23 protein-coding genes and 3 tRNA genes are annotated in these 23,131 nt (G+C 68.2%); all 26 read right to left on the reverse strand.

The window, feature by feature from the left end; genetic code table 11:
* A complete protein-coding gene (gene rpsS / locus EDC02_RS33180) occupies positions 1-282 on the reverse strand; it encodes a 30S ribosomal protein S19 (RefSeq protein WP_123606145.1) in 282 nt (93 codons plus the stop codon).
* Positions 283-299: 17 nt separating this feature from the next.
* Positions 300-1,139 (reverse strand): 50S ribosomal protein L2, encoded by an 840-nt coding sequence (gene rplB / locus EDC02_RS33185; RefSeq protein WP_123606146.1) that lies wholly within the window; start codon positions 1,137-1,139, stop codon positions 300-302.
* A gap of 12 nt (positions 1,140-1,151) precedes the next feature.
* On the reverse strand, positions 1,152-1,454 hold the full coding sequence (gene rplW / locus EDC02_RS33190) for a 50S ribosomal protein L23 (protein ID WP_123606147.1): 303 nt from the start codon (positions 1,452-1,454) through the stop codon (positions 1,152-1,154).
* On the reverse strand, positions 1,451-2,110 hold the full coding sequence (gene rplD / locus EDC02_RS33195; protein WP_123606148.1) for a 50S ribosomal protein L4: 660 nt from the start codon (positions 2,108-2,110) through the stop codon (positions 1,451-1,453). Before rplD ends, rplW begins: the two co-directional genes overlap by 4 nt.
* A complete protein-coding gene (rplC, locus tag EDC02_RS33200; RefSeq protein WP_123606149.1) occupies positions 2,107-2,772 on the reverse strand; it encodes a 50S ribosomal protein L3 in 666 nt (221 codons plus the stop codon). Before rplC ends, rplD begins: the two co-directional genes overlap by 4 nt.
* Before the next feature lie 10 nt (positions 2,773-2,782).
* Positions 2,783-3,091, reverse strand: a complete 309-nt coding sequence (gene rpsJ, locus EDC02_RS33205; RefSeq protein ID WP_007073037.1) for a 30S ribosomal protein S10 — start codon at positions 3,089-3,091, stop codon at positions 2,783-2,785.
* A gap of 408 nt (positions 3,092-3,499) precedes the next feature.
* The gene (gene tuf / locus EDC02_RS33210; RefSeq protein WP_123606150.1) at positions 3,500-4,693 is read right to left on the reverse strand and encodes an elongation factor Tu; all 1,194 of its coding nucleotides are present in this window, start codon (positions 4,691-4,693) and stop codon (positions 3,500-3,502) included.
* A 187-nt stretch (positions 4,694-4,880) separates the two neighbouring features.
* Positions 4,881-6,977, reverse strand: coding sequence for an elongation factor G (gene fusA, locus EDC02_RS33215; RefSeq protein ID WP_123606151.1), 2,097 nt, complete (start codon positions 6,975-6,977; stop codon positions 4,881-4,883).
* 67 nt (positions 6,978-7,044) lie between these two features.
* A complete protein-coding gene (rpsG, locus tag EDC02_RS33220) occupies positions 7,045-7,515 on the reverse strand; it encodes a 30S ribosomal protein S7 (protein ID WP_123606152.1) in 471 nt (156 codons plus the stop codon).
* Between the two features lies 1 nt (position 7,516).
* Entirely contained in the window at positions 7,517-7,891 is a 375-nt protein-coding gene (rpsL, locus tag EDC02_RS33225) for a 30S ribosomal protein S12 (protein ID WP_123606153.1), read from the reverse strand.
* 464 nt (positions 7,892-8,355) lie between these two features.
* Positions 8,356-8,730 (reverse strand): hypothetical protein, encoded by a 375-nt coding sequence (locus tag EDC02_RS33230; RefSeq protein WP_123607342.1) that lies wholly within the window; start codon positions 8,728-8,730, stop codon positions 8,356-8,358.
* Between the two features lie 160 nt (positions 8,731-8,890).
* Positions 8,891-9,256, reverse strand: coding sequence for a hypothetical protein (locus EDC02_RS33235; RefSeq protein ID WP_123606154.1), 366 nt, complete (start codon positions 9,254-9,256; stop codon positions 8,891-8,893).
* A gap of 82 nt (positions 9,257-9,338) precedes the next feature.
* Positions 9,339-13,226 (reverse strand): DNA-directed RNA polymerase subunit beta', encoded by a 3,888-nt coding sequence (locus EDC02_RS33240; RefSeq protein WP_123606155.1) that lies wholly within the window; start codon positions 13,224-13,226, stop codon positions 9,339-9,341.
* An 86-nt stretch (positions 13,227-13,312) separates the two neighbouring features.
* Complete coding sequence (locus EDC02_RS33245) at positions 13,313-16,744, reverse strand: DNA-directed RNA polymerase subunit beta (RefSeq protein WP_123606156.1); 3,432 nt, start codon at positions 16,742-16,744, stop codon at positions 13,313-13,315.
* A gap of 573 nt (positions 16,745-17,317) precedes the next feature.
* Entirely contained in the window at positions 17,318-17,704 is a 387-nt protein-coding gene (gene rplL / locus EDC02_RS33250; protein WP_123606157.1) for a 50S ribosomal protein L7/L12, read from the reverse strand.
* A gap of 46 nt (positions 17,705-17,750) precedes the next feature.
* A complete protein-coding gene (gene rplJ, locus EDC02_RS33255; RefSeq protein WP_123606158.1) occupies positions 17,751-18,293 on the reverse strand; it encodes a 50S ribosomal protein L10 in 543 nt (180 codons plus the stop codon).
* 332 nt (positions 18,294-18,625) lie between these two features.
* The gene (rplA, locus tag EDC02_RS33260; protein WP_123606159.1) at positions 18,626-19,342 is read right to left on the reverse strand and encodes a 50S ribosomal protein L1; all 717 of its coding nucleotides are present in this window, start codon (positions 19,340-19,342) and stop codon (positions 18,626-18,628) included.
* Positions 19,343-19,434: 92 nt separating this feature from the next.
* A complete protein-coding gene (rplK, locus tag EDC02_RS33265) occupies positions 19,435-19,866 on the reverse strand; it encodes a 50S ribosomal protein L11 (protein WP_123606160.1) in 432 nt (143 codons plus the stop codon).
* A gap of 240 nt (positions 19,867-20,106) precedes the next feature.
* On the reverse strand, positions 20,107-20,919 hold the full coding sequence (nusG, locus tag EDC02_RS33270) for a transcription termination/antitermination protein NusG (RefSeq protein ID WP_123606161.1): 813 nt from the start codon (positions 20,917-20,919) through the stop codon (positions 20,107-20,109).
* 23 nt (positions 20,920-20,942) lie between these two features.
* Entirely contained in the window at positions 20,943-21,332 is a 390-nt protein-coding gene (secE, locus tag EDC02_RS33275; protein ID WP_123606162.1) for a preprotein translocase subunit SecE, read from the reverse strand.
* Between the two features lie 134 nt (positions 21,333-21,466).
* A tRNA-Trp gene (locus EDC02_RS33280) sits at positions 21,467-21,539 on the reverse strand.
* 156 nt (positions 21,540-21,695) lie between these two features.
* Positions 21,696-22,088, reverse strand: a complete 393-nt coding sequence (locus EDC02_RS33285) for a MaoC/PaaZ C-terminal domain-containing protein (RefSeq protein WP_123606163.1) — start codon at positions 22,086-22,088, stop codon at positions 21,696-21,698.
* Position 22,089: 1 nt separating this feature from the next.
* Positions 22,090-22,539 (reverse strand): MaoC family dehydratase N-terminal domain-containing protein, encoded by a 450-nt coding sequence (locus EDC02_RS33290; protein ID WP_123606164.1) that lies wholly within the window; start codon positions 22,537-22,539, stop codon positions 22,090-22,092.
* Between the two features lie 63 nt (positions 22,540-22,602).
* Positions 22,603-22,770, reverse strand: a complete 168-nt coding sequence (gene rpmG / locus EDC02_RS33295; RefSeq protein WP_123606165.1) for a 50S ribosomal protein L33 — start codon at positions 22,768-22,770, stop codon at positions 22,603-22,605.
* A 134-nt stretch (positions 22,771-22,904) separates the two neighbouring features.
* A tRNA-Met gene (locus tag EDC02_RS33300) sits at positions 22,905-22,977 on the reverse strand.
* 25 nt (positions 22,978-23,002) lie between these two features.
* Positions 23,003-23,075: transfer RNA gene (locus EDC02_RS33305), tRNA-Thr, on the reverse strand.
* Positions 23,076-23,131 lie beyond the last annotated feature (56 nt).

Below are 23,131 nucleotides of genomic sequence, written 5' to 3' on the forward strand. Positions count from 1 at the left end.
TCAGCGCCGACGGCTCTTGCGGTCGTCCTTCTCGTGACCCTTGAAGGTGCGGGTCAGGGCAAACTCGCCGAGCTTGTGCCCGACCATCGACTCGGTGATGAACACCGGGACGTGCTTGCGTCCGTCGTGCACGGCGATCGTGTGCCCGAGCATCTCCGGGGTGATCGTCGAGCGCCGCGACCAGGTCTTGATGACGTTCTTCGAGCCCTTGTCGTTCTGCGTCTCCACCTTCTTCATCAGGTGGTCGTCGACGAACGGGCCCTTCTTCAGGCTGCGAGGCATGTGCTACCAGACTCCTTCTAGCCGCGCTTGCGGGTGGCGTAGCGGCGGCGGACGATCAGCCGGTCACTCGGCTGGCCCTTACGACGGGTCCGGCCCTCCGGCTTGCCCTTCGGGTTCACCGGGTGGCGACCACCGGAGGTCTTGCCCTCACCACCACCGTGCGGGTGGTCGACCGGGTTCATCGCGACGCCACGGACGGTCGGGCGCTTGCCCTTCCACCGCATGCGGCCCGCCTTGCCCCAGTTGATGTTTGACTGGTCGGCGTTGCCGATCTCGCCGATGGTGGCCCGACAGCGCACGTCGACCCGGCGGATCTCACCGGAGGGCATCCGCAGCGTCGCGTAGGCGCCTTCCCGGCCGAGCAACTGGATGCCGGTGCCGGCCGAGCGGGCCAGCTTGGCGCCGCCACCCGGCCGCAGCTCCACACCGTGGATGGTCGAACCGACCGGGATGTTGCGCAGCGGCAGGTTGTTGCCGGGCTTGATGTCGGCGGCCGGACCGGACTCGACGGTGTCGCCCTGCTTCAGGTCCTTCGGCGCGATGATGTAGCGCTTCTCGCCGTCGGCGTAGTGCAGCAGTGCGATCCGGGCGGTCCGGTTCGGGTCGTACTCGATGTGCGCGACCTTGGCCGGTACGCCGTCCTTGTCGACCCGCTTGAAGTCGATCAGCCGGTACTGGCGCTTGTGGCCACCGCCGTGGTGCCGGGCGGTGATCCGGCCGTGCGTGTTCCGGCCGCCCTTCTTGGGCAGCGGCACCAGCAGCGACTTCTCCGGTGTGGACCGGGTGATCTCGGCGAAGTCGGCGACGGACGAACCACGGCGGCCCGGCGTCGTCGGCTTGTACTTACGGATTGGCATTGTCTACACCCCTCAGCTGACCGGGCCGCCGAAGGCCTCGATACGGTCACCGTCGGCCAGCTTCACCATCGCCCGCTTGGTCGCCTTGCGCTGCCCGAAGCCGGTACGGGTGCGCTTGCGCTTGCCCTCGCGGTTGAGCGTGTTCACGGTCAGCACGCGGACGTCGAAGATCTGCTGGATCGCGATCTTGATCTGGGTCTTGTTGGCGTCCGGGTGGACCATGAACGTGTACCAGTTCCGGTTGAGCTCGGCGTAGCTCTTCTCCGAGACCACCGGCGCCACGATGATGTCGCGCGGGTCGGCAATCGTGCTCACTTGTCGCCCTCCTCGGTCTGCGCCGGAACACCGAGGAACTCGTCGAGAGCTCCCTTGGTGAAGACCACGTCGTCGGCGACCAGCACGTCGTACGTGTTGAGCTGACCCACCTCGATGAGGTGCACCAGCGGCGTGCTGTTGCGCAGGTTGCGCAGCGACAGCCAGTTGAGTTCGTCGGTCGCGCTCAGCACGACCAGCACCCGCTTGGCGGAGCTGACCTTGCGCAGCGTGGCCAGGGCGCTCTTGGTCGACGGCTGCTCGCCGGTGACGAACGCCTCCACGACGTGCAGCTGTCCGGACCGCGCCCGGTCGGAGAGGGCACCGCGCAGCGCGGCGGCCTTCATCTTCTTGGGGGTCCGCTGGCTGTAGTCGCGCGGGACCGGGCCGTGCACCACGCCACCGCCGGCGAACTGCGGCGCGCGGATCGAGCCCTGCCGGGCGCGCCCGGTGCCCTTCTGCTTGTACGGCTTCTTACCGCCGCCGGCGACCTCGCCTCGGGTCTTCGTCTTGTGGGTGCCCTGTCGCGCGGCGGCGAGCTGGGCGGTCACGACCTGGTGCATCAGGGCGATGTTGGCCTGTACGTCGAAGACCTCGCCCGGCAGGTCGACGGTGCCGCTCTTGGCACCCTCGGGGCTGATCACGTCAACGGTGGTCATTTGCCGGCACCGCCCTTCTTCGCCTGCGCCTTCGCCGCGCTGCGGACCAGGATCAGCGCGCCGGCCGGACCCGGGATCGCGCCCTTGACGAGCAGCAGGTTGCTCTCCAGGTCGACCGCCTGCACGGTGAGGTTCTGCACGGTGTAGCGCACGCTGCCCATCCGGCCGGCCATCTTGACGCCCTTGAAGACGCGGCCCGGGGTCGCGCAGGCGCCGATCGAGCCGGGCGAGCGGTGCTTGCGCTCGACACCGTGGCTGGCCCGCAGGCCATGGAAGCCGTGCCGCTTCATGACACCGGCGAAGCCCTTGCCCTTGGTCCGGCCGGTGACGTCGATCCGGGAACCCGGCTCGAAGGTCTCGACGGTGATCTCCTGGCCCAGCTCGTACTCGCTGGCGTCCGTGGTGCGCAGCTCGACCAGGTGCCGCCGCGGTGCCACGCCGGACTTGGCGAAGTGACCGGATTCCGGCTTGTTCACCTTGCGCGGGTCGACCGCGCCGAACGCGAGCTGAACCGCGGCGTAACCGTCCTTGTCGGCGGTCCGCACCTGGGTCACCACGCACGGGCCGGCCTGCACCACCGTCACCGGGACGACCCGGTTGTTGTCCCAGACCTGGGTCATGCCGAGCTTGGCGCCCAGGATGCCCTTCACTTGCCTGTCCATTGTCCGGTCCCTACAGCTTGATCTCGATGTCGACGCCAGCCGGCAGGTCGAGGCGCATCAGCGAATCGACCGTCTTCGGAGTCGGGTCGATGATGTCGATCAGACGCTTGTGCGTGCGCATCTCGAAGTGCTCGCGCGAGTCCTTGTACTTGTGCGGCGAACGGATGACGCAGAAACGGTTGATCTCAGTGGGCAGCGGCACCGGGCCTGCGACCTGAGCGCCGGTGCGCGTCACCGTCTCGACGATCTTCCGCGCCGAGGAGTCCACGACCTCGTGGTCATAGGCCTTGAGCCGGATGCGGATCTTTTGTCCCGCCATGGTGGCTTCTGTTCCTTCTCTCTCCGCCCGCAATGGAGCCCGCTCGCCGGAGCGGATGCCGCCGGTCGGACCCCGGCGCTGCCGTTTCATTTCGGTGTCCGACCCCCGCGGTCGGGCGTGTCGCAACCGCTGACCAGGCTCCGCCCCGGGACACCGGAGCGATCTGGCCCCACGCGGAGACGATCCCCACCGCTGAGGTCTTGGGCACCGGGCCAGGTCGGCGGCATCACCGCTCCGGTCGACGACGCGGCGATAGCCGTACGCTGCCGAACAGTGCGGGTGCCGCGGCACATCTGCCCCGGACGCCGTGCGAGGGTGGCTGACTGACGGGCAGCCAGCCACCCTACGCGGACGCAACCTGACTAGTATGCCGTACCGAGGTACGGCAAGGCCAATCGGGCTACCAGTTCACTTGATGATCTTGGTGACCCGGCCGGCGCCGACGGTGCGGCCACCCTCCCGGATCGCGAACTTCAGGTTCTCCTCCATGGCGATCGGCTGGATCAGCTTCACGCTCATCGAGGTGTTGTCACCGGGCATGACCATCTCGGTGCCTTCCGGCAGCGTGACCACACCGGTCACGTCGGTGGTCCGGAAGTAGAACTGCGGACGGTAGTTCTGGAAGAACGGGGTGTGCCGGCCACCCTCCTCCTTGGAGAGGATGTAGACCGTCGCCTCGAACTCCGTGTGCGGGGTGGTGGTACCCGGCTTGATGACCACCATGCCGCGCTCGACGTCCTCGCGCTTGATACCACGCAGCAGCAGACCGACGTTCTCACCGGCCCGCGCCTCGTCGAGCAGCTTGCGGAACATCTCGATACCGGTGCAGGTGGTCTTCATCGACTTCTCACGGATGCCGACGATCTCCACCTCCTCGTTCGGCTTGAGCACGCCACGCTCGGCGCGACCGGTCACCACGGTGCCCCGACCGGTGATCGTGAAGACGTCCTCGATCGGCATCAGGAACGGCTTCTCGGTCTCCCGCTCGGGCTGCGGGATCGCGGTGTCGACCGCGTTCATCAGCTCCATGAGCTTGTCGGACCACTCCTGGTCGCCCTCCAGCGCCTTGAGCGCGGAGACCCGGACCACCGGCAGGTCGTCGCCCGGGTACTCCTGGGCCGACAGCAGCTCACGGACCTCGAGCTCGACCAGCTCGAGCAGCTCCTCGTCATCGACCATGTCGCTCTTGTTGAGCGCCACGACGATGTACGGCACGCCGACCTGACGGGCCAGCAGCACGTGCTCGCGGGTCTGCGGCATCGGGCCGTCGGTCGCCGCGACCACCAGGATCGCGCCGTCCATCTGCGCGGCACCGGTGATCATGTTCTTGATGTAGTCGGCGTGCCCGGGGCAGTCGACGTGCGCGTAGTGCCGCGCCTCGGTCTGGTACTCGACGTGCGCGATCGAGATCGTGATGCCGCGGGCCTTCTCCTCCGGCGCCTTGTCGATCTCGTCGAACGGCGTGTACGGGTTGAGGTCCGGCATCCTGTCGTGCAGGACCTTGGTGATGGCCGCCGTCAGCGTCGTCTTACCGTGGTCGATGTGACCAATGGTGCCGATGTTGACGTGCGGCTTAGTCCGCTCGAACTTCGCCTTCGCCACTGGTGTCCTCCTGTGGACTTCTTGGTTCGTACGCCCGGCGCGCCGTTCGGCGCTTAGGACTCTGTCGACAGCCTTTCCGGTCCGGTGTCGGCGACCGGGAAGTGCTCGGGTCTTGCGGCGGTCACGCCTTCAGGCCCGGTATGCAGTTCGCCCGAGACGGGCCGGGGAGGGTCAACTCCCCGGCCCGTTACTCGCCCGTCGCCTTCGCGATGATTTCCTTCGCCACGCTCTGCGGCACTTCGGCGTAGGAGTCGAACTGCATGCTGTAGCTCGCCCGGCCCTGGGTCTTCGACCGCAGGTCGCCGACGTAGCCGAACATCTCCGACAGTGGCACCAGGGCACGGACGACGCGGGCTCCGCCGCGCTCCTCCATCGCCTGGATGATGCCACGCCGGGAGTTGAGGTCGCCGATGACGTCACCCATGTTCTCCTCCGGAGAGGTGACCTCAACGGCCATCATCGGTTCGAGCAGCGCGGGGTCCGCCCGGCGGGCGGCCTCCTTGAGCGCCATCGAGCCGGCGATCTTGAATGCCATCTCGGACGAGTCGACCTCGTGGTACTGCCCGTCGACCAGGGTCAGCTTGACCCCGACCAGCGGGTAGCCGGCGAGGATGCCGTACTGCATGGCGTCCTGGGCACCGGCGTCGACCGACGGGATGAACTCCCGCGGCACCCGGCCACCGGTCACCGCGTTGGCGAACTCGTAGGTCGGCGCCTCGTTGTCCTGCGGCAGCGGCTCCAGACTGATGATCACCCGGGCGTACTGGCCGGAACCACCGGTCTGCTTCTTGTGGGTGTACTCGACCTTCTCCACCTTCCGGCGGATGGTCTCCCGGTACGCCACCTGCGGCTTGCCGATGTTGGCCTCGACGTTGAACTCGCGACGCATCCGGTCGACCAGGATGTCCAGGTGCAGCTCGCCCATGCCGGCGATGACCGTCTGCCCGGTCTCCTCGTCGTTCTTGACGCGGAAGGTCGGGTCCTCCTCGGCCAGCCGCTGGATCGCGGTGGAGAGCTTCTCCTGGTCGGCCTTTGTCTTGGGCTCGATCGCCACCTCGATGACCGGCTCCGGGAACGTCATCGACTCCAGGATGACCGGGTTCGCCGGGTCACACAGGGTGTCCCCGGTGGTGGTCTGCTTGAGGCCCTGGACGGCGATGATGTCGCCGGCGATCGCGGTCGCCCGCTCCTCACGCTTGTTCGCGTGCATCTGGTAGATCTTGCCGATCCGCTCCTTGCGGTCCTTGGTGGAGTTGACCACCTGGGACCCGGAGTCCAGCGTGCCGGAGTAGACCCGTACGTAGGTCAACTTGCCGAGATGCCGGTCGGTCTGGATCTTGAACGCGAGACCGGAGAACGGCTCGTTCGTCGCCGGCTTGCGCAACATCGGGGTCTCGCCGTCCGTCGCGGTGCCCTCGATCGCCGGCACGTCCAGCGGCGACGGCAGGTAGTCGACCACCGCGTCCAGCATCGGCTGGACGCCCTTGTTCTTGAACGCCGAACCGCACAGCACCGGGTTGCCCAGGTCGGCGAGCGTAGCCCGGCGGATCGCCGCCTTGATCTCGTCGACCGACAACTCCTCACCCTCGAGGTACTTCTCCATGACGGAGTCGTCCACGTCGGCGAGGGTCTCCAGCAGCTTCTCCCGCCACTCGGCGGCCGAGTCGGCGAGGTCGGCCGGGATCTCCTCGACCGCGTAGTCCTCGCCCTTCTGAGTATCCCCACGCCAGGTGAGCGCCCGCATCTCGACCAGGTCGACGACGCCGATGTGGTCGCCTTCGAGGCCGATCGGGATCTGCAGCACCAGCGGGGTGGCGTTGAGCCGGTCCACCATCATCTGTACGCAGCGGAAGAAGTCGGCACCGGTCCGGTCCAGCTTGTTGACGAAGCACATCCGGGGGACCTTGTACTTGTCCGCCTGCCGCCACACGTTCTCGGTCTGCGGCTCCACGCCGGCCACGCCGTCGTAGACCGCGACCGCACCATCGAGCACCCGCAACGACCGCTCGACCTCGACCGTGAAGTCGACGTGGCCCGGCGTGTCGATGATCTGGATCGTGTGGCCCTTCCACTCACACTTGGTGGCGGCGGAGGTGATGGTGATGCCCCGCTCCTGCTCCTGCTCCATCCAGTCCATGACGGCGGCACCGTCGTGGACCTCACCGATCTTGTAGGTGATACCGGTGTAGAACAGGATCCGCTCAGTGGTCGTGGTCTTACCGGCATCGATGTGCGCCATGATGCCGATGTTGCGTACCTTGGCGAGCGCGTCTACGGCGGCCACTTCAATCCCTACTTCGTCTCGTCGTCGACTGTGTCTGCGCGGCTGTGCCGGCGGGCATGACAGCGGCCTACCAGCGGTAGTGGGCGAAGGCCTTGTTGGACTCCGCCATCTTGTGGGTGTCCTCGCGGCGCTTGACCGCCGCGCCGAGACCGTTGCTCGCGTCCAGCAGCTCGTTCATCAGCCGCTCGATCATCGTCTTCTCCCGGCGCGCCTTGGAGTACTGGACGAGCCAGCGCAGCCCGAGGGTGGTCGCCCGGGACGGACGGACCTCCACCGGCACCTGGTACGTCGCGCCACCGACCCGGCGGCTGCGGACCTCCAGGGTCGGCTTCACGTTGTCCATGGCGCGCTTGAGGGTGACGACCGGATCGGTGCCGGACTTCTCCCGGCAGCCCTCCAGTGCGCCGTAGACGATCCGCTCGGCGAGCTGACGCTTGCCCCGCATCAGGATCTTGTTGACCAACTGGGTTACCAGCGGCGAGTTGTACACCGGGTCCGCGACCAGCGGGCGACGCGGAGCAGGGCCTTTACGCGGCATCTCAGCTCTTCTCCTTCTTCGCGCCGTAGCGGCTGCGAGCCTGCTTGCGGTTGCGGACACCCTGGGTGTCCAGCGAACCGCGGACGATCTTGTAACGGACGCCCGGAAGGTCCTTCACCCGGCCGCCGCGCACCAGCACGATGGAGTGCTCCTGCAGGTTGTGGCCGACGCCGGGGATGTAGGCGGTCACCTCGATCTGGCTGCTCAGCTTCACCCGAGCGACCTTGCGCAGCGCGGAGTTCGGCTTCTTGGGGGTGGTGGTGTACACACGGGTGCACACGCCACGACGCTGCGGGCTGCCCTTGAGCGCCGGCGTCTTGGTCTTGCTCGTCTTGTCCTGGCGGCCCTTGCGGACCAGCTGCTGGATCGTTGGCACCGGGTTCCTTTGCTCCCTCCGGCCGCACGGGCGGCCGCACTTTTCCTCAGCCGCCCCGCAGGCCGACTCTCCTACATTCCGACCGGCCACCCGCCAGGGCACCGGCACCCGCGGTCGGGCGTGTCGCCCGCACGCGGACCCGGCCGTCAGCTGTCAACCACCGGGATCTGCACTCCGCCGTTGCGCTGCTCGATGACCATCGGCTGGATCGGGCGCACGCACGACTTGCCCGGGCAGGCCGGGCACAAGAGGATAGAGTACCCACCACGCGCGCGCAGGTCAAAACGGCGGCACCGAACTCCTGACCCCGGCCCCGCAATCTCGGAACCCGAACCCCGGACCTCGGATCGGCCGTCTGGCTGCTCCGCCCGCAGCGGACCGCTCCGGTCACCAAGTGTACCGGTTCGCCCGGGTGCCGGCCCGGCGGGCGGCGTACTGGCACGTGCCGGGTGCTCCTGCGGATGTCAGGCGGCGACCAACAGGAGCGCGAGGGCGAAGCTGAACAGGGTCACCGCCAGCCCCGCCCCGCCGCAGCTGATTCCGGCGATGGCCAGACCACGGCCGGTGAACCGCACCGCCGGCGGTGGCGCGGTCTGCCGGACCTGGCGCAGCCCGAGCAGGCCCAGACCGACGGCCGCCGCCCCGAAGGCGACGCCGAGCAGGGTGAACGCCCCGGCCGCCCAACCGCCCCAGCCGCCGTCCGCGCCGGCCAAGCCCAGGCAGCCGACGGCGAGCGACACCAGTGCCGAGATGACCCCGGCGATCAACGACGTCACCGCCAGGCCGGACACCACCGGCCGCACCTCCAGGTGCACCAGCCCGAAACTCGTGCCGGGCACCTGCTCCACCCGCCGGGGTGACAGCCGTCCCTCCGGCGGTGGCGGGGCCACCGGTCGGGCACCGGCCGGCGGACCGGCCGGCGGCGCTGCGGTCCCGTACCCCGGGAACTGGGTCACCTGCGTTCCTCCTCGTCCTGCGACCGGCCCGGTGCCGCCACGGTCAGTCGATGCCGGGGCCGAAGTCCTGCCCGACCGGGCCGGTGGCCCAGTCGAAGATGCCGAGCACCAGCGCCAGGGTCAGCGTCCCGGCGGCGAGGAGCAGGCCCGTCCAGGCCAGGCGTTCACCACGGCGCAGCCAGCCCGCCCCGGTCAGATAACCCCGCGACGAGTACGCCTCCCGGCGCGCCTGGCGGGCGAGCAGCAGTGCCACCATGGCCGGTACCACGCCGCCGACCAGCAGCCCGGTGATCGCCGCGACCAGCCCGAGCGCGAAGACGGCTCCGGCCTTCGTGGACCGCACCGGGTCGGGATCCGCCGGATGCCGTGGCGTCGGGTGCACGGCCTGGGGCACCGGGGTCAGCTGCACGGTGCCAGCCTACAAGTTGAAGGCGCCTGTCCCGCCGCGGTCGCGGCGGGACAGGCGCCCGGACAGTCGTACCTGCCGTTGATCAGCGGTAGGAACCGAAATCGAAGTCGTCCAGCGGTACGGCCTGCCCGCTGGCCGGCCCGAACCCGTAGTCGGTCTCCGGGTAGCCGGTCATCGAGTAGACCTTCGCCTTCGCTTCCTCGGTCGGCTCGACCCGGATGTTGCGGTACTTGCTGATGCCGGTACCGGCCGGGATGAGCTTACCGATGATCACGTTCTCCTTGAGGCCGATCAGCGAGTCGCTGCGGGCGTTGATCGCCGCGTCGGTCAGCACCCGGGTGGTCTCCTGGAAGGAGGCCGCCGAGAGCCAGGAGTCGGTGGCCAGCGACGCCTTGGTGATGCCCATGAGCATCGGCCGACCGGCGGCGGGCTCGCCGCCTTCGGAGACGAGCCGGCGGTTCTCCGACTCGAAGACCGCGCGGTCGACGAGCACACCGGGCAGCAGTTCGGTGCCGCCGGAGTCGATGACCGTCACCCGCTTGAGCATCTGCCGGATGATGATCTCGATGTGCTTGTCGTGGATCAGCACACCCTGCGAGCGGTAGACCTCCTGGACCTCCTGGGTCAGGTGGACCTGGACCGCCCGCGGGCCGAGGATCCGCAGCAGTTCGTGCGGATCGATGGTGCCCTCGGTGAGCTTCTCGCCGACGGTGACGTGGTCACCGTCGTGCACCCGCAGCCGGACCCGCTTGGAGACCTTGTCGTGGACGATCTCGTCGCTGCCGTCGTCCGGGATGACGACGATCTTCCGGGACCGCTCGCCGTCCTCGATCCGCACCCGGCCCGGGGTGTCGGCGATCGGCGCCTTGCCCTTCGGCACCCGGGCCTCGAAGATCTCCTGCACCCGGGGCAGACCCTGGGTGATGTCCTCACCGGCGACACCACCGGTGTGGAAGGTACGCATCGTCAGCTGCGTGCCCGGCTCACCGATCGACTGGGCGGCGATGATGCCGACCGCCTCGCCGATGTCCACCGTCTTGCCGGTGGGCAGCGAACGCCCGTAGCAGGCGCCGCAGACGCCCAGCTTCGACTCGCAGGTGAGCACGCTGCGTACCCGCACCGTCTCGACCCCGGCGGCGACCAGCTTGTCCACCAGGATCGAGTTGAGGTCCGCGCCGCGCTCGACCACGACCTCGCCGTCGGCACCCTTGATGTCCTCGGCGAGGGTACGGGCGTGCACCCCGGTCTCGGCGAACTCGTGCACCATCAGCTTGCCGTCGAGCCGCTCGCCGACCTGCATGGTGATCGCCCGGTCGGTGCCGCAGTCCTCCTCACGGATGATGACGTCCTGCGACACGTCGACCAGTCGACGGGTCAGGTAACCGGAGTCGGCGGTCCGCAGCGCGGTGTCGGCCAGACCCTTACGGGCACCGTGGGTGGAGATGAAGTACTCCAGTACCGACAGACCCTCCCGGTAGCTCGACTTGATCGGCCGCGGGATGATCTCGCCCTTCGGGTTGGCCACCAGACCACGGATCGCCGCGATCTGCCGCAGCTGCAGCAGGTTGCCTCGGGCACCCGAGTGGATCATCTTCCACAGCGGGTTCTCCTGGGGCAGCGAGGTCTCCAGATCCTTGGCGATCTCGTTGGTCGCCTTGGTCCAGATCTCGATCAGCTCACCGCGCCGTTCTTCGCCGGTCATCAGACCACGCTGGTACTGCTTGTCGATCCGGGCGGCCTCCGCCTCGTACCGCTCCAGGGTCTCCTGCTTGTGCGGCGGCGCGACGACGTCCTGCATGCCGATGGTCACGCCGGACCAGGTGGCCCAGTGGTAGCCGGCCTCCTTGAGCCCGTCCAGGGTGGCGGCGAGGGCCACCTTCGGGAACCGCTCGGCCAGGTCGTTGACGATCGCCGACAGCTGGCTCTTGCGGACCTCGTAGTTGACGAACCGGTAGCCGACCGGCATGACCTCGTTGAACAGCACCCGGCCGAGGGTGGTGTCGACGATCAGCGGCTCGCCGGGCTGCCACCCCTCGGGTGCCGCCCAGCGGGACGCGCCGGCGCCGTTGTCGACCTCGACCACGCCCCGCAGCCGGATCCGGACCGGCGACTGCAGGTCCAGTTCACCGTTGTCGAACGCCATCCGGGCCTCGGCGTCCGAGCTGAACACCCGGCCCTCGCCGAGCAGACCCTCGGTCCGGTGGGTGAGGTGGTACAGCCCGATGATCATGTCCTGGGTCGGCATGGTCACCGGCTTGCCGTCGGACGGCTTGAGGATGTTGTTCGACGACAGCATCAGGATCCGGGCCTCGGCCTGCGCCTCGGCCGACAGCGGTACGTGCACCGCCATCTGGTCACCGTCGAAGTCGGCGTTGAAAGCGGTGCAGACCAACGGGTGGATCTGGATCGCCTTGCCCTCGACCAGCTGCGGCTCGAACGCCTGGATACCGAGGCGGTGCAGGGTCGGCGCCCGGTTGAGTAGCACCGGGTGCTCGGAGATGACCTCTTCGAGCACGTCCCACACGACCGGCCGCTGCCGCTCGACCATCCGCTTGGCGGACTTGATGTTCTGCGCGTGGTTGAGATCCACCAGGCGCTTCATCACGAACGGCTTGAACAGCTCCAGCGCCATCTGCTTGGGCAGACCGCACTGGTGCAGCTTGAGCTTCGGGCCGACGACGATGACCGACCGGCCGGAGTAGTCGACCCGCTTGCCGAGCAGGTTCTGCCGGAACCGGCCCTGCTTGCCCTTGAGCATGTCGGACAGCGACTTCAGCGGACGGTTACCCGGGCCGGTGACCGGCCGGCCGCGGCGGCCGTTGTCGAACAGCGCGTCGACGGCCTCCTGCAGCATCCGCTTCTCGTTGTTGACGATGATCTCGGGTGCGCCGAGGTCGATCAGCCGCTTGAGCCGGTTGTTCCGGTTGATCACCCGGCGGTACAGGTCGTTGAGGTCGCTGGTGGCGAACCGGCCACCGTCGAGCTGCACCATCGGGCGCAGGTCCGGCGGGATCACCGGTACGCAGTCGAGGACCATGCCACCGGGCGAGTTGCGGGTGCTGAGGAACGCGGCGACCACCTTGAGCCGCTTCAGCGCCCGGATCTTGCGCTGGCCCTTGCCGCTACGGATGATCTCCCGCAGGTTGTCCGCCTCGGCGTCCAGGTCCATGTGCTGCAGCAGGGTCTTGATCGCCTCGGCGCCCATCCCGCCGGTGAAGTACTCACCGAACCGGTCGCGCAGCTCCCGGTACAGCAACTCGTCGGTGACCAGCTGCTTCGGCTCCAGCTTGCGGAAGGTGTCGAGCACCTCGTCGAGCCGGTCGATCTCGCGCTGCGCCCGGTCGCGGATCTGGCGCATCTCCCGCTCGCCGGACTCCTTGACCTTGCGGCGTACGTCGGCCTTGGCGCCCTCGGCCTCCAGCTCGGCCAGGTCGGCCTCCAGCTTGGCGGCCCGCTTCTCGATCTCCGAGTCGCGGCTGTTCTCCGACTGGCGCTTCTCCGCGAAGATCTCGTTCTCGATCGTCGACATGTCGCGGTGGCGCGCCTCGGCGTCCACCCCGGTCACCACGTACGACGCGAAGTAGATGATCTTTTCCAGGTCCTTCGGCGCCAGGTCGAGCAGGTAGCCGAGCCGGCTCGGGACGCCCTTGAAGTACCAGATGTGGGTGACCGGAGCGGCGAGCTCGATGTGCCCCATCCGCTCGCGACGGACCTTCGATCGGGTCACCTCGACGCCGCACCGCTCACAGATGATGCCCTTGAAGCGGACGCGCTTGTACTTGCCGCAGTAGCACTCCCAGTCCCGCTGCGGACCGAAGATCTTCTCGCAGAAGAGCCCGTCCTTCTCCGGCTTGAGGGTGCGGTAGTTGATCGTCTCGGGCTTCTTGACCTCGCCGTGGGACCACTGACGGATGTCGTCGGCGGTGGCGAGACCGATGCGCAACTCGTCGAAGAAGTTGACGTCGAGCACGTTTCGTGTCCCCTATGTCGTCGTCGCTACTGCTGGTTCACGGGGCCCCGGTCGGCGGCCCTGGGGTCAGGGCCGCCGACCGCGCCTCACACTTCCTCGACCGAGCTCGGCTCCCGCCGGGACAGGTCGATACCGAGTTCCTCCGCGGCCCGGAACACCTCGTCGTCGGTCTCGCGCATCTCCAGGGCCACGCCGTCGCTGGACAGCACCTCGACGTTGAGGCACAGCGACTGCAGCTCCTTGAGCAGCACCTTGAACGACTCCGGGATGCCCGGCTCGGGGATGTTCTCGCCCTTGACGATCGCCTCGTAGACCTTGACCCGGCCCAGGACGTCGTCCGACTTGATGGTGAGCAGCTCCTGCAGCGCGTAGGCGGCACCGTAGGCCTGCATCGCCCAGCACTCCATCTCACCGAAGCGCTGGCCGCCGAACTGCGCCTTACCGCCGAGCGGCTGCTGGGTGATCATGGAGTACGGGCCGGTCGACCGCGCGTGGATCTTGTCGTCGACCAGGTGGTTGAGCTTGAGGATGTAGATGTAGCCGACCGCGATCGCGTCCGGCAGCGGCTCACCGGACCGGCCGTCGAACAGCCGGGCCTTGCCCGAGCTGCCGATCAGCTGCACGCCGTCCCGGTTGGGCAGGGTGCTGCCCAGCAGGCCGGTGATCTCCTCCTCGCGGACACCGTCGAAGACCGGGGTCGCGACGTTGGTGTCCGGCTCGGCGTCGTCCGAGCCGATGGCGCGCAGCGCGGCCTTCCACTCGGCGTCGTCGCCCTCGACCTTCCACCCGGTCTTGGCCACCCACCCGAGGTGGGTCTCCAGGATCTGGCCGATGTTCATCCGGCCCGGCACACCGAGCGGGTTGAGCACGATGTCGACCGGCGTGCCGTCGGAGAGGAACGGCATGTCCTCGACCGGCAGGATCTTGGAGATGACGCCCTTGTTGCCGTGCCGGCCGGCGAGCTTGTCGCCGTCCTGGATCTTCCGCTTCTGCGCGACGTAGACCCGGACCAGCTCGTTGACGCCGGGCGGCAGCTCGTCGCCGTCGTCGCGGGAGAAGGTCCGTACGCCGATCACCGTGCCGGTCTCGCCGTGCGGCACCTTCAGCGAGGTGTCCCGGACCTCCCGGGCCTTCTCGCCGAAGATCGCCCGCAGCAGCCGCTCCTCCGGGGTCAGCTCGGTCTCGCCCTTCGGGGTGACCTTGCCGACCAGGATGTCACCGGGAACCACCTCGGCGCCGATCCGGATGATGCCGCGCTCGTCGAGGTCGGCGAGCATCTCCTCGCTGACGTTCGGGATGTCGCGGGTGATCTCCTCCGGACCGAGCTTGGTGTCCCGGGCGTCGACCTCGTGCTCCTCGATGTGGATCGAGGTGAGCACGTCCTGCTGCACCAGCCGCTGGGACAGGATGATGGCGTCCTCGTAGTTGTAGCCCTCCCACGGCATGAACGCCACGAGCAGGTTACGGCCGAGGGCCATCTCGCCGTCGTCGGTGCACGGGCCGTCCGCGATGACCTGGCCGGCCTCGACCCGGTCGCCCTCGAAGACGGTCGGCTTCTGGTTGACGCAGGAGCCGGCGTTGGAGCGACGGAACTTGTGCAGCAGGTACGTCCGGCGGTGGCCGTCGTCCTGGTGCACGGTGACGTAGTCGGCGCACAGGTCCTCGACCACGCCACCGGACTCGGCGATCACCACGTCACCGGCGTCGACCGCGGCGCGGTACTCCATGCCGGTGCCGACCAGCGGGGACTCCGCCTTGACCAGCGGCACCGCCTGGCGCTGCATGTTCGCGCCCATCAGCGCCCGGTTGGCGTCGTCGTGCTCCAGGAACGGGATCATCGCGGTGGCGACGGAGACCATCTGCCGCGGTGAGACGTCCATGTAGTCGACGGCGGCCGGCGGGACGAAGTCGACCTCACCGCCCTTGCGTCGGACCAGGACCCGGTCCTCGGCGAAGGTGCCGTCGGCCATCAGCGGCGCGTTGGCCTGCGCCTTGACGAACCGGTCCTCCTCGTCCGCGGTCAGGTAGTCGATCTGGTCGGTGACCCGGCCGTCGATGACCTTGCGGTACGGGGTCTCGATGAAGCCGAACGGGTTGACCCGTCCGAAGGTGGACAGCGCCCCGATCAGACCGATGTTCGGGCCTTCCGGGGTCTCGATCGGGCACATCCGGCCGTAGTGCGACGGGTGCACGTCACGGACCTCGAAGCCGGCCCGCTCCCGGGACAGACCACCCGGGCCGAGCGCGCTGAGCCGCCGGCGGTGGGTCAACCCGGCCAGCGGGTTGGTCTGGTCCATGAACTGGGACAGCTGCGAGGTGCCGAAGAACTCCTTGATCGCCGCCACCACCGGGCGGATGTTGATCAGGGTCTGCGGCGTGATGGCCTCGACGTCCTGCGTCGTCATCCGCTCACGGACGACCCGCTCCATCCGGGACAGGCCGACCCGTACCTGGTTCTGGATCAGCTCGCCGACGGTACGCAGCCGCCGGTTGCCGAAGTGGTCGATGTCGTCGGCCTCGTAGCCCTCCTCACCGGCGTGCAGCCGGCAGAGGTACTCGACGGTGGCGACGATGTCGTCCTCGGTGAGCGTCCCGGAGTTGATCGGGACGTCGAGGTTGAGCTTCTTGTTGAACTTGTACCGGCCGACCTTGGCGACGTCGTACCGCTTGGGGTTGAAGAACAGGTTGTCGAGCAGCGTCTGCGCGTTCTCGCGGGTCGGCGGCTCACCAGGACGGAGCTTGCGGTAGATGTCGAGCAGCGCCTCGTCCGCCCCGGCGATGTGGTCCTTCTCCAGGGTGGTCATCATCAGCTCGGACCAGCCGAACCGCTCCCGGATCCGGTCGGCGGACCAACCGATGGCCTTGAGCAGGACGGTGACGGCCTGACGCCGCTTACGGTCGATGCGGACACCGACGGTGTCGCGCTTGTCGATGTCGAACTCCAGCCAGGCACCCCGGCTCGGGATCACCTTGACGCTGGACAGGTCGCGGTCGGAGGTCTTGTCCGGCTGCTTGTCGAAGTACACGCCCGGGGACCGGACGAGCTGGCTGACCACCACGCGCTCGGTGCCGTTGATGATGAAGGTGCCCTTCGGCGTCATCATCGGGAAGTCACCCATGAACACCGTCTGGCTCTTGATCTCGCCGGTGGTGTTGTTGGTGAACTCCGCGGTGACGAAGAGCGGTGCGCAGTAGGTCAGGTCCTTCTCCTTGCACTCCTCGATCGAGGCCTTGACCTCGTCGAAGCGCGGGCTGGAGAAGGAGAGCGACATGGTGCCGGAAAAGTCCTCAATGGGACTGATCTCGTCGAGGATCTCCGCGAGGCCGGATCGTGCGTGCGGGTCGTCAGCCGACCGGCCCTGCCAAGCCTCGTTGCCCACCAGCCAGTCGAACGACTCGGTCTGGATGGAGAGAAGGTTGGGGACCTCGAGGTGTTCGGTGATCCGGCCGAATGAGATTCGGCGAGGAGCGAAAGCGCTCGACGTACGACTGGTCTTCGCAGGGCGGGAAGCTGCCAAGATGCGTCCTTCCGAGGACCGGTGCTGCAGACGGCTGTTTCGCGCGCACTCCAAAGAACCTCGGTCAAAATATCCAGGATCGGACATTCCGGGCGCGAGGCAAGTCGGAAGGCAGCGCAAACTAGCAGTGTAGCCGAGCGGCTAACCGCTGTCCAGCCCGACGCCGAAGGACGTCGCGGAGCTGGTCGGGGCGACCGGGACCGGTGCCTCCGTACCGCTCGGAACGCGGCGTTCCCACGGAACCTGGTGGGGGCTGGCGAACACCGGGACCCCTGACCGGTCTCCCGATCCGGCGACCCGCTGCTGGTGCCATTACCCAGCTTTGGCCGTCGCAAGCCCGTGAAACAGCTTGCTGTAGTCAGCGTGCCTGCCGGTCCGTGCCGCGTCAAGGCCTGTCGTACGGGGAGATCGCCACTGATTCAGCCGGTTGCCGGCCGGCCGGGCAGCCCCGTCGACCCCGGCGACGGGCGAAATGCCCTGATCATCGGGCAATCGCACCGGGTGTGCGAACGGAAACGGGCGGCAACCCCCGTCGGGGATCGCCGCCCGCAACCAACCTCGGTGTGGGTCAGGTCACTTGAGGGTGACCTTCGCGCCCTCCGCCTCCAGCTTGGCCTTGGCCTTGTCGGCGGTCTCCTTGTTGGCCTTCTCGAGGACCGCCTTCGGCGCGGCCTCGACCAGGTCCTTGGCCTCCTTGAGGCCGAGGCCGGTCAGCTCCCGGACCACCTTGATGACCTGGATCTTCTTGCCACCGTCCGCGTCGAGGATGACGTCGAACTCGTCCTTCTCCGGCTCGGCCTCGGCCGGGGCGGCAGCCGGGCCACCGGCGGCCGCGACGGCCACCGGCGCGGCGGCGGTCACGTCGAAGGTCTCCTCGAACTGCTTCACGAACTCCGAGAGCTCGATCAGCGTCATCTCCTTGAACGCGTCGAGCAGCTCGTCGGTGCTGAGCTTCGCCATGGTCGGCTTCCTTTCGAATTGATGACGTTAACGGGGCGCTGGCGGGTCAGGCCTGCGTACCCTCGGATTCGCGCTTGTCCTGCAGCGCTGCCGCCAGGCGGGCGGTCTTCGACAGCGGGGCCTGCAGCACGGCCGCAGCCTTGCTCAGGTTCGCCTTCATGCCACCGGCCAGCTTGGCCAGCAGCACCTCGCGGGACTCGAGGTCGGCCAGCTTGTTGACCTCGGTCGCGGTGATCGCGCGCCCCTCGAAGACCCCGCCCTTGATGACGAGCATCGGGTTGGCCTTGGCGAAGTCGCGCAGGCCCTTCGCGGCCTCGACCACGTCGCCGGAGACGAAGGTGAGCGCGGTAGGACCGGTGAACAGCTTGTCGAGTCCGTCGATGCCCGCGTCCGACGCGGCCCGCTTGGCCAGGGTGTTCTTCGCCACCGAGTAGGTCGCGCTCTGCCCCAGCGAACGGCGCAGCTGGGTCAGCTGGGCGACGGTGAGACCCCGGTACTCGGTGAGCACCGTGGCACCCGATTCACGGAACCGTTCGGTCAGGTCGGCGACCGCGGTCGCCTTGTCGGCACGAACCGGCTTGTCCGCCATGTCCCTCCTCTCTGGTGCTCCAGGCTGGCGGCCGACCGGCGGGTGGCCGGCCGGCCGTGAAGATCCCGCGCCCACGAAAAACGCCCCGGGCGCAGGGCGCACGGGGCGAGGCAGCCGTCAACCGACGGCGAAGACTCATCGTCCGTTCCGCCCCTGCGCGGGCCGCCCGTGGAAACGGGACCTTCAACCGTGCCGAGGCACGGTGACCAGCGGTCTTTGGGTGTGGATACGGTAAGCGTACGGCACGGCACGGGCGGGCACCAAATCCGTCCGGCACGGCGGTGGGGTGGGGTCCACCGGACCCCACCCCACCGTCTGTCGATCGGGACCGCTCAGCCTTCGCTGGTCGCCTCGTGCAGGTCCTTGACCACGTTCGGGTCCACCGGCACGCCCGGCCCCATGGTGGTGGTCAGCACGACCTTCCTGAGGTACTTGCCCTTGGCAGCGGACGGCTTGGCCCGCAGCACCTCGTCGAGCACGGCCGCGTAGTTGTCGATCAACTGGGCCTCGCCGAACGAGGCCTTCCCGATGATCAGGTGCAGGTTGGAGTGCTTGTCCACCCGGAAGGCGATCTTGCCGCCCTTGATGTCCGAGACGGCTTTGGTCACGTCCATGGTGACCGTGCCGGTCTTCGGGTTCGGCATCAGGCCGCGCGGGCCCAGGATCCGCGCGATCCGGCCGATCTTCGCCATCTGGTCCGGAGTGGCGATCGCCGCGTCGAAGTCCAGCCAGCCGCCCTGGATCCGGGCGACCAGATCGTCGGTGCCGACCTCGTCCGCGCCGGCGGCGACGGCCTCCTCCGCCTTCGCCCCGGCGGCGAAGACGATCACCCGGGCCGTCTTGCCCGTACCGTGCGGCAGGTTGACCGTGCCGCGGACCATCTGGTCCGCCTTACGCGGGTCGATGCCGAGGCGCATCGCGACCTCGACCGTGGCGTCGAACTTCGCCGAACTGGTTTCCTTGGCCAACTTCACCGCCTCGGCCGGGGCGTACAGCTTCGTCCGGTCGATCTGCTCGGTGGCCTTGCGGTAGTTCTTGCTGCGCTGCATTGTCTCTGGCTCCTGTGGTCACTGGCGGGCGACGCCGTGCGCGCGCCCTCCCACGTCGGTCGGCTCCGACCCGCAGTCGCGGGTCGGGACGGTCACTCCTTGACGGTGATGCCCATCGACCGGGCGGTCCCGGTGATGATCTTCTCCGCCTGCTCGATGCTGTTCGCGTTGAGGTCGGCCATCTTCTTCTCGGCGATCTCCCGCAGCTGGGCGGTGGTCACCTGGCCGACCTTGGTGGTGTGCGGCACACCCGAGCCCTTCTGGACCCCGGCGGCCTTGAGCAGCAGCCGGGCAGCGGGCGGGGTCTTCAGCACGAAGGTGAAGGACCGGTCCTCGTACACGCTGATCTCAGCGGGCACGATGTCGCCCCGCTGGGATTCGGTCTGCGCGTTGTACGACTTGCAGAACTCCATGATGTTCACGCCGTGCTGACCCAGCGCCGGACCGACCGGCGGCGCCGGGGTGGCCTGACCCGCCGGCAACTGCAGCGTGAACGTCTTGACGAGCTTCTTCTTCGGAGGCATGTCACTTCCTGGGGCTTGATCTGGTGTTCCGCACCGGATCTGCGGGACGTCACCGGCGACTGGCCGTCGTCCGGCACGGGCTGGCGAGCCCTCGACACGCGCGCACGGTCAGGCGCGGCCCAGGGCCGACGTTCTAGGTTAGCGCAGCTGACGGCGGCAACCCCAGCTGGGGTTGCCGCCGTCGGTGTGCAGCAGTGGTTGCGCAGGCGCCGGAGAACCCCCGGCCCGGCTGCGCCCGGGTCAGATCTTGGCGACCTGGTTGAAGTTCAGCTCCACCGGGGTCTCCCGACCGAAGATCGACACCAGCACCTTCAGCTTCTGCTGGTCGGCGTTGATCTCGCTGATCGTGGCCGGCAACGAGGCGAACGCGCCGTCGGTCACGGTGACCGAGTCGCCGACCTCGAAGTCCAGCACCTTGACCTCGGGCTTGGCCTTCTTGGGCTCGGCCGCCACCGCCGGGACGAGCCACTTGAGCACCTCGTTGAGCGACAACGGCGCCGGTCGGTCGGCCCGGTCGGTCGCCCCGACGAAGCCGGTGACGCCCGGGGTGTTGCGCACGCAGGAGTACGACTCCGGGGTGAGGTCCATCCGGACCAGGATGTAGCCGGGGAAGACCTTGTTCTGCACCTGGAGCCGCTTGCCGTTCTTGACCTCGACCTCCTCCCGGGTCGGCACCTCGACCTGGAAGATGTACTCCTCCATGTCGAGGCTGGTGATCCGGGTCTCGAGGTTGGTCTTGACCTTGTTCTCGTAGCCGGCGTAAGAGTGCACCACGTACCAGTCGCCTGGCGCGTAGCGCAGCTTCTGCCGCAGCTCGGCGACCGGGTCGAACTCCTCGTCGTCGGCCGCAGCAGCGGGTTCGGCGGCCTCGGCCGCTGAACTGTCCGGACTGTCCGACCCAGCGGCGGAGCCGTTGGCGTCGGCCGGGGAGTCGTCCGCCCCGGCAGCGGGGACCGGTGGTGCGCTGGCGGCCTCAACCGACTCATCAGCCGCCGCCGTGGCCACCGTCGACTGGTCGTCGGTGACGCCGGCGGTCTCGTCGTACTCAGGCACGCTTGCTCACTTCCGTCACAAAATCAGCTGGGGTTGCCGAATACCCACAGCACACCCTTGGCGAACACGAAGTCCAGCCCGGCCACGATGGTCAGCATGACCGCGATGAACACGACCACCACGGCGGTGTAGGTCAGCAACTCCTTACGAGTCGGCCAGATGACCTTACGCAGCTCGGCGACCACTTCGCGGACGAACCGGATGATCCGCCCGAAAAACCCCACCCCGGCCTCGGACTTCGCCTTCGGTCGTCCCTCCGACGACTCCGCCTTGGCCTTGCTCCGGGTGGCCGTGCCACCCCGCGCCGCCGGCTCGTCGTCGTCGACCTCGTCCTCGACCGACGTCTCGTCGATCGACTCGTCCTCGGGGCGGTCGTCCGCGGCGTCATCGCCACGCCGGTTCCTCTCGGCCATCTCGCCCTCCGTCGGGGTGATCGGGTCGCGCGCCAGGTAAGACGCGCTGCGTCGTGCACGTCGGCCATTCCCCTTGCGGGACGGCCGCCAACGGGGACGGCAGCCGACCCACCGGGTCGGTCAGGCCTTGGGCGCAGGGGTGACAGGACTTGAACCTGCAGCCTGCGGTTTTGGAGACCGCTGCTCTGCCAATTGAGCTACACCCCTGTGCGGGTCGGCAACCCCACCCAACCCCGCGAGGCGCAGGGCCACGCAGGACTGAACAGGGGTCACAGGCCCCACGGCGGACCAGTGTACGGGTAGAGCCACCACTTTCCCAACCGGTACCGGCACCGCGCGTACCCGGGCCGGTACCACCGGCCGTCAGCGCGGGGTACGAACCAGTGCCCGGGCCTGGCTGAGCACCTTCTCGCCGGCACAGATGGCGGTCACGTCGATCCGGGTCAACCCGTCCTCGGTGGTGCCCTTGACCACCCCGGTCACCTCGACCTCGGTGCCCTCGTCGTCGTCCGGGACCACCACCGGGCGGGTGAACCGGACCGAGTACTCGACCACCGCGTCCGCCGATCCGGCCCACTGCGCCACCGCGCGCCCGGCCAACGCCATGGTGAGCATGCCGTGGGCGATGACACCTGGCAGGCCGACCCCGGTGGCGAACCGGTCGCTCCAGTGGATGGGGTTGAAGTCGCCGGAGGCTCCGGCGTAGCGGACGAGGTCGGCCCGGGTGACCCGGAACCGTTGCGGAGTCAGCTCCATCTCAGTCCTCCCCCCGGACGACCAGCTTCATCCAGACCGTGACCACCGGTTCACCGGTAGCCGCAGTGGCGACCTCGGTACGGACGGTGAGGAAGTCGTGGCCACTGCGGGACATGATCTCCTCGATGGTGTCGGTGCACACCAGTTCGTCGCCGGCCACCACCGGGCGGACGTACCGGAACCGCTGGTCGCCGTGCACGACCCGGCTGTAGTCGATCGCGAGATCGGGGTCGGAGATCACCCGCTCGGACGAGGACATGGTGACCGCAACCGGGAAGGTCGGTGGCGCGACCACGTCCGGATAGCCCGCTTTGCGGGCCGCATCCGGATCGTGGTGGACGGCATCGCTGGCCCCGATGGCGGCGGCGAACTCGCGGATCTTCTCCCGCCCCACCAGGTACGTGGCACCGGGCGGGTAACTGCGGCCGACTAAGGACGGATCCATGGGCATGCGCAGCAACCTACCCGCTGGCCCGTACCCGGACGACGCGCGGGCCGCCCGGAACGGCGAGGGTCAGCGGGTCTCGCGGTGCAGCGTGTGCTTGCCGTCCCGGCGGCAGAACTTCTTCAGCTCGATGCGGTCCGGGTCGTTCCGGCGGTTCTTCCGCGTGATGTAGTTGCGCTCCTTGCACTCCACACACGCCAAAGTGATCTTTGGACGGACGTCGGTCGCCTTGGCCACGGCGGGGTGCCTTCCTCGCTATCGGAACAACTACAGCGTGCCAGCGTAGCCTGCGGCAGCGCGGACATGCAAAGCGGGCGCCTGCGACGCCCACCCGTACTTCGTACCACCGGCCTCACTCGCGAAGCCGACCGTAGCGGTGGCCGGACTTGAACCGGCGACACAACGATTATGAGCCGTTTGCTCTACCACCTGAGCTACACCGCCGTGACGGGTCCAGTGGAACCCACTGAGCCCCCTTACGGAATCGAACCGTAGACCTTCTCCTTACCATGGAGACGCTCTGCCGACTGAGCTAAGGGGGCCGAACACCCACCCGCCTGGGCGGATGCGCACGGGTAAGAGTACACGGCCCCGCCCG

This window comes from Micromonospora sp. Llam0 (assembly GCF_003751085.1).
Lineage (GTDB): Bacteria > Actinomycetota > Actinomycetes > Mycobacteriales > Micromonosporaceae > Micromonospora_E.

Excerpts from the sequence above, each read along its gene's own strand:
- rpsS (WP_123606145.1), bottom strand. The coding sequence starts at position 282 with ATGCCTCGCAGCCTGAAGAAGGGCCCGTTCGTCGACGACCACCTGATG.
- rplB (WP_123606146.1), bottom strand. The coding sequence starts at position 1,139 with ATGCCAATCCGTAAGTACAAGCCGACGACGCCGGGCCGCCGTGGTTCG.
- rplD (WP_123606148.1), bottom strand. The coding sequence starts at position 2,110 with ATGACCACCGTTGACGTGATCAGCCCCGAGGGTGCCAAGAGCGGCACC.
- rplC (WP_123606149.1), bottom strand. The coding sequence starts at position 2,772 with ATGGACAGGCAAGTGAAGGGCATCCTGGGCGCCAAGCTCGGCATGACC.
- rpsJ (WP_007073037.1), bottom strand. The coding sequence starts at position 3,091 with ATGGCGGGACAAAAGATCCGCATCCGGCTCAAGGCCTATGACCACGAG.
- rpsG (WP_123606152.1), bottom strand. The coding sequence starts at position 7,515 with ATGCCGCGTAAAGGCCCTGCTCCGCGTCGCCCGCTGGTCGCGGACCCG.
- rplL (WP_123606157.1), bottom strand. The coding sequence starts at position 17,704 with ATGGCGAAGCTCAGCACCGACGAGCTGCTCGACGCGTTCAAGGAGATG.
- rplJ (WP_123606158.1), bottom strand. The coding sequence starts at position 18,293 with ATGGCGGACAAGCCGGTTCGTGCCGACAAGGCGACCGCGGTCGCCGAC.
- rplA (WP_123606159.1), bottom strand. The coding sequence starts at position 19,342 with ATGCAGCGCAGCAAGAACTACCGCAAGGCCACCGAGCAGATCGACCGG.
- rplK (WP_123606160.1), bottom strand. The coding sequence starts at position 19,866 with ATGCCTCCGAAGAAGAAGCTCGTCAAGACGTTCACGCTGCAGTTGCCG.
- secE (WP_123606162.1), bottom strand. The coding sequence starts at position 21,332 with ATGGCCGAGAGGAACCGGCGTGGCGATGACGCCGCGGACGACCGCCCC.
- EDC02_RS33285 (WP_123606163.1), bottom strand. The coding sequence starts at position 22,088 with ATGGAGCTGACTCCGCAACGGTTCCGGGTCACCCGGGCCGACCTCGTC.
- EDC02_RS33290 (WP_123606164.1), bottom strand. The coding sequence starts at position 22,539 with ATGCCCATGGATCCGTCCTTAGTCGGCCGCAGTTACCCGCCCGGTGCC.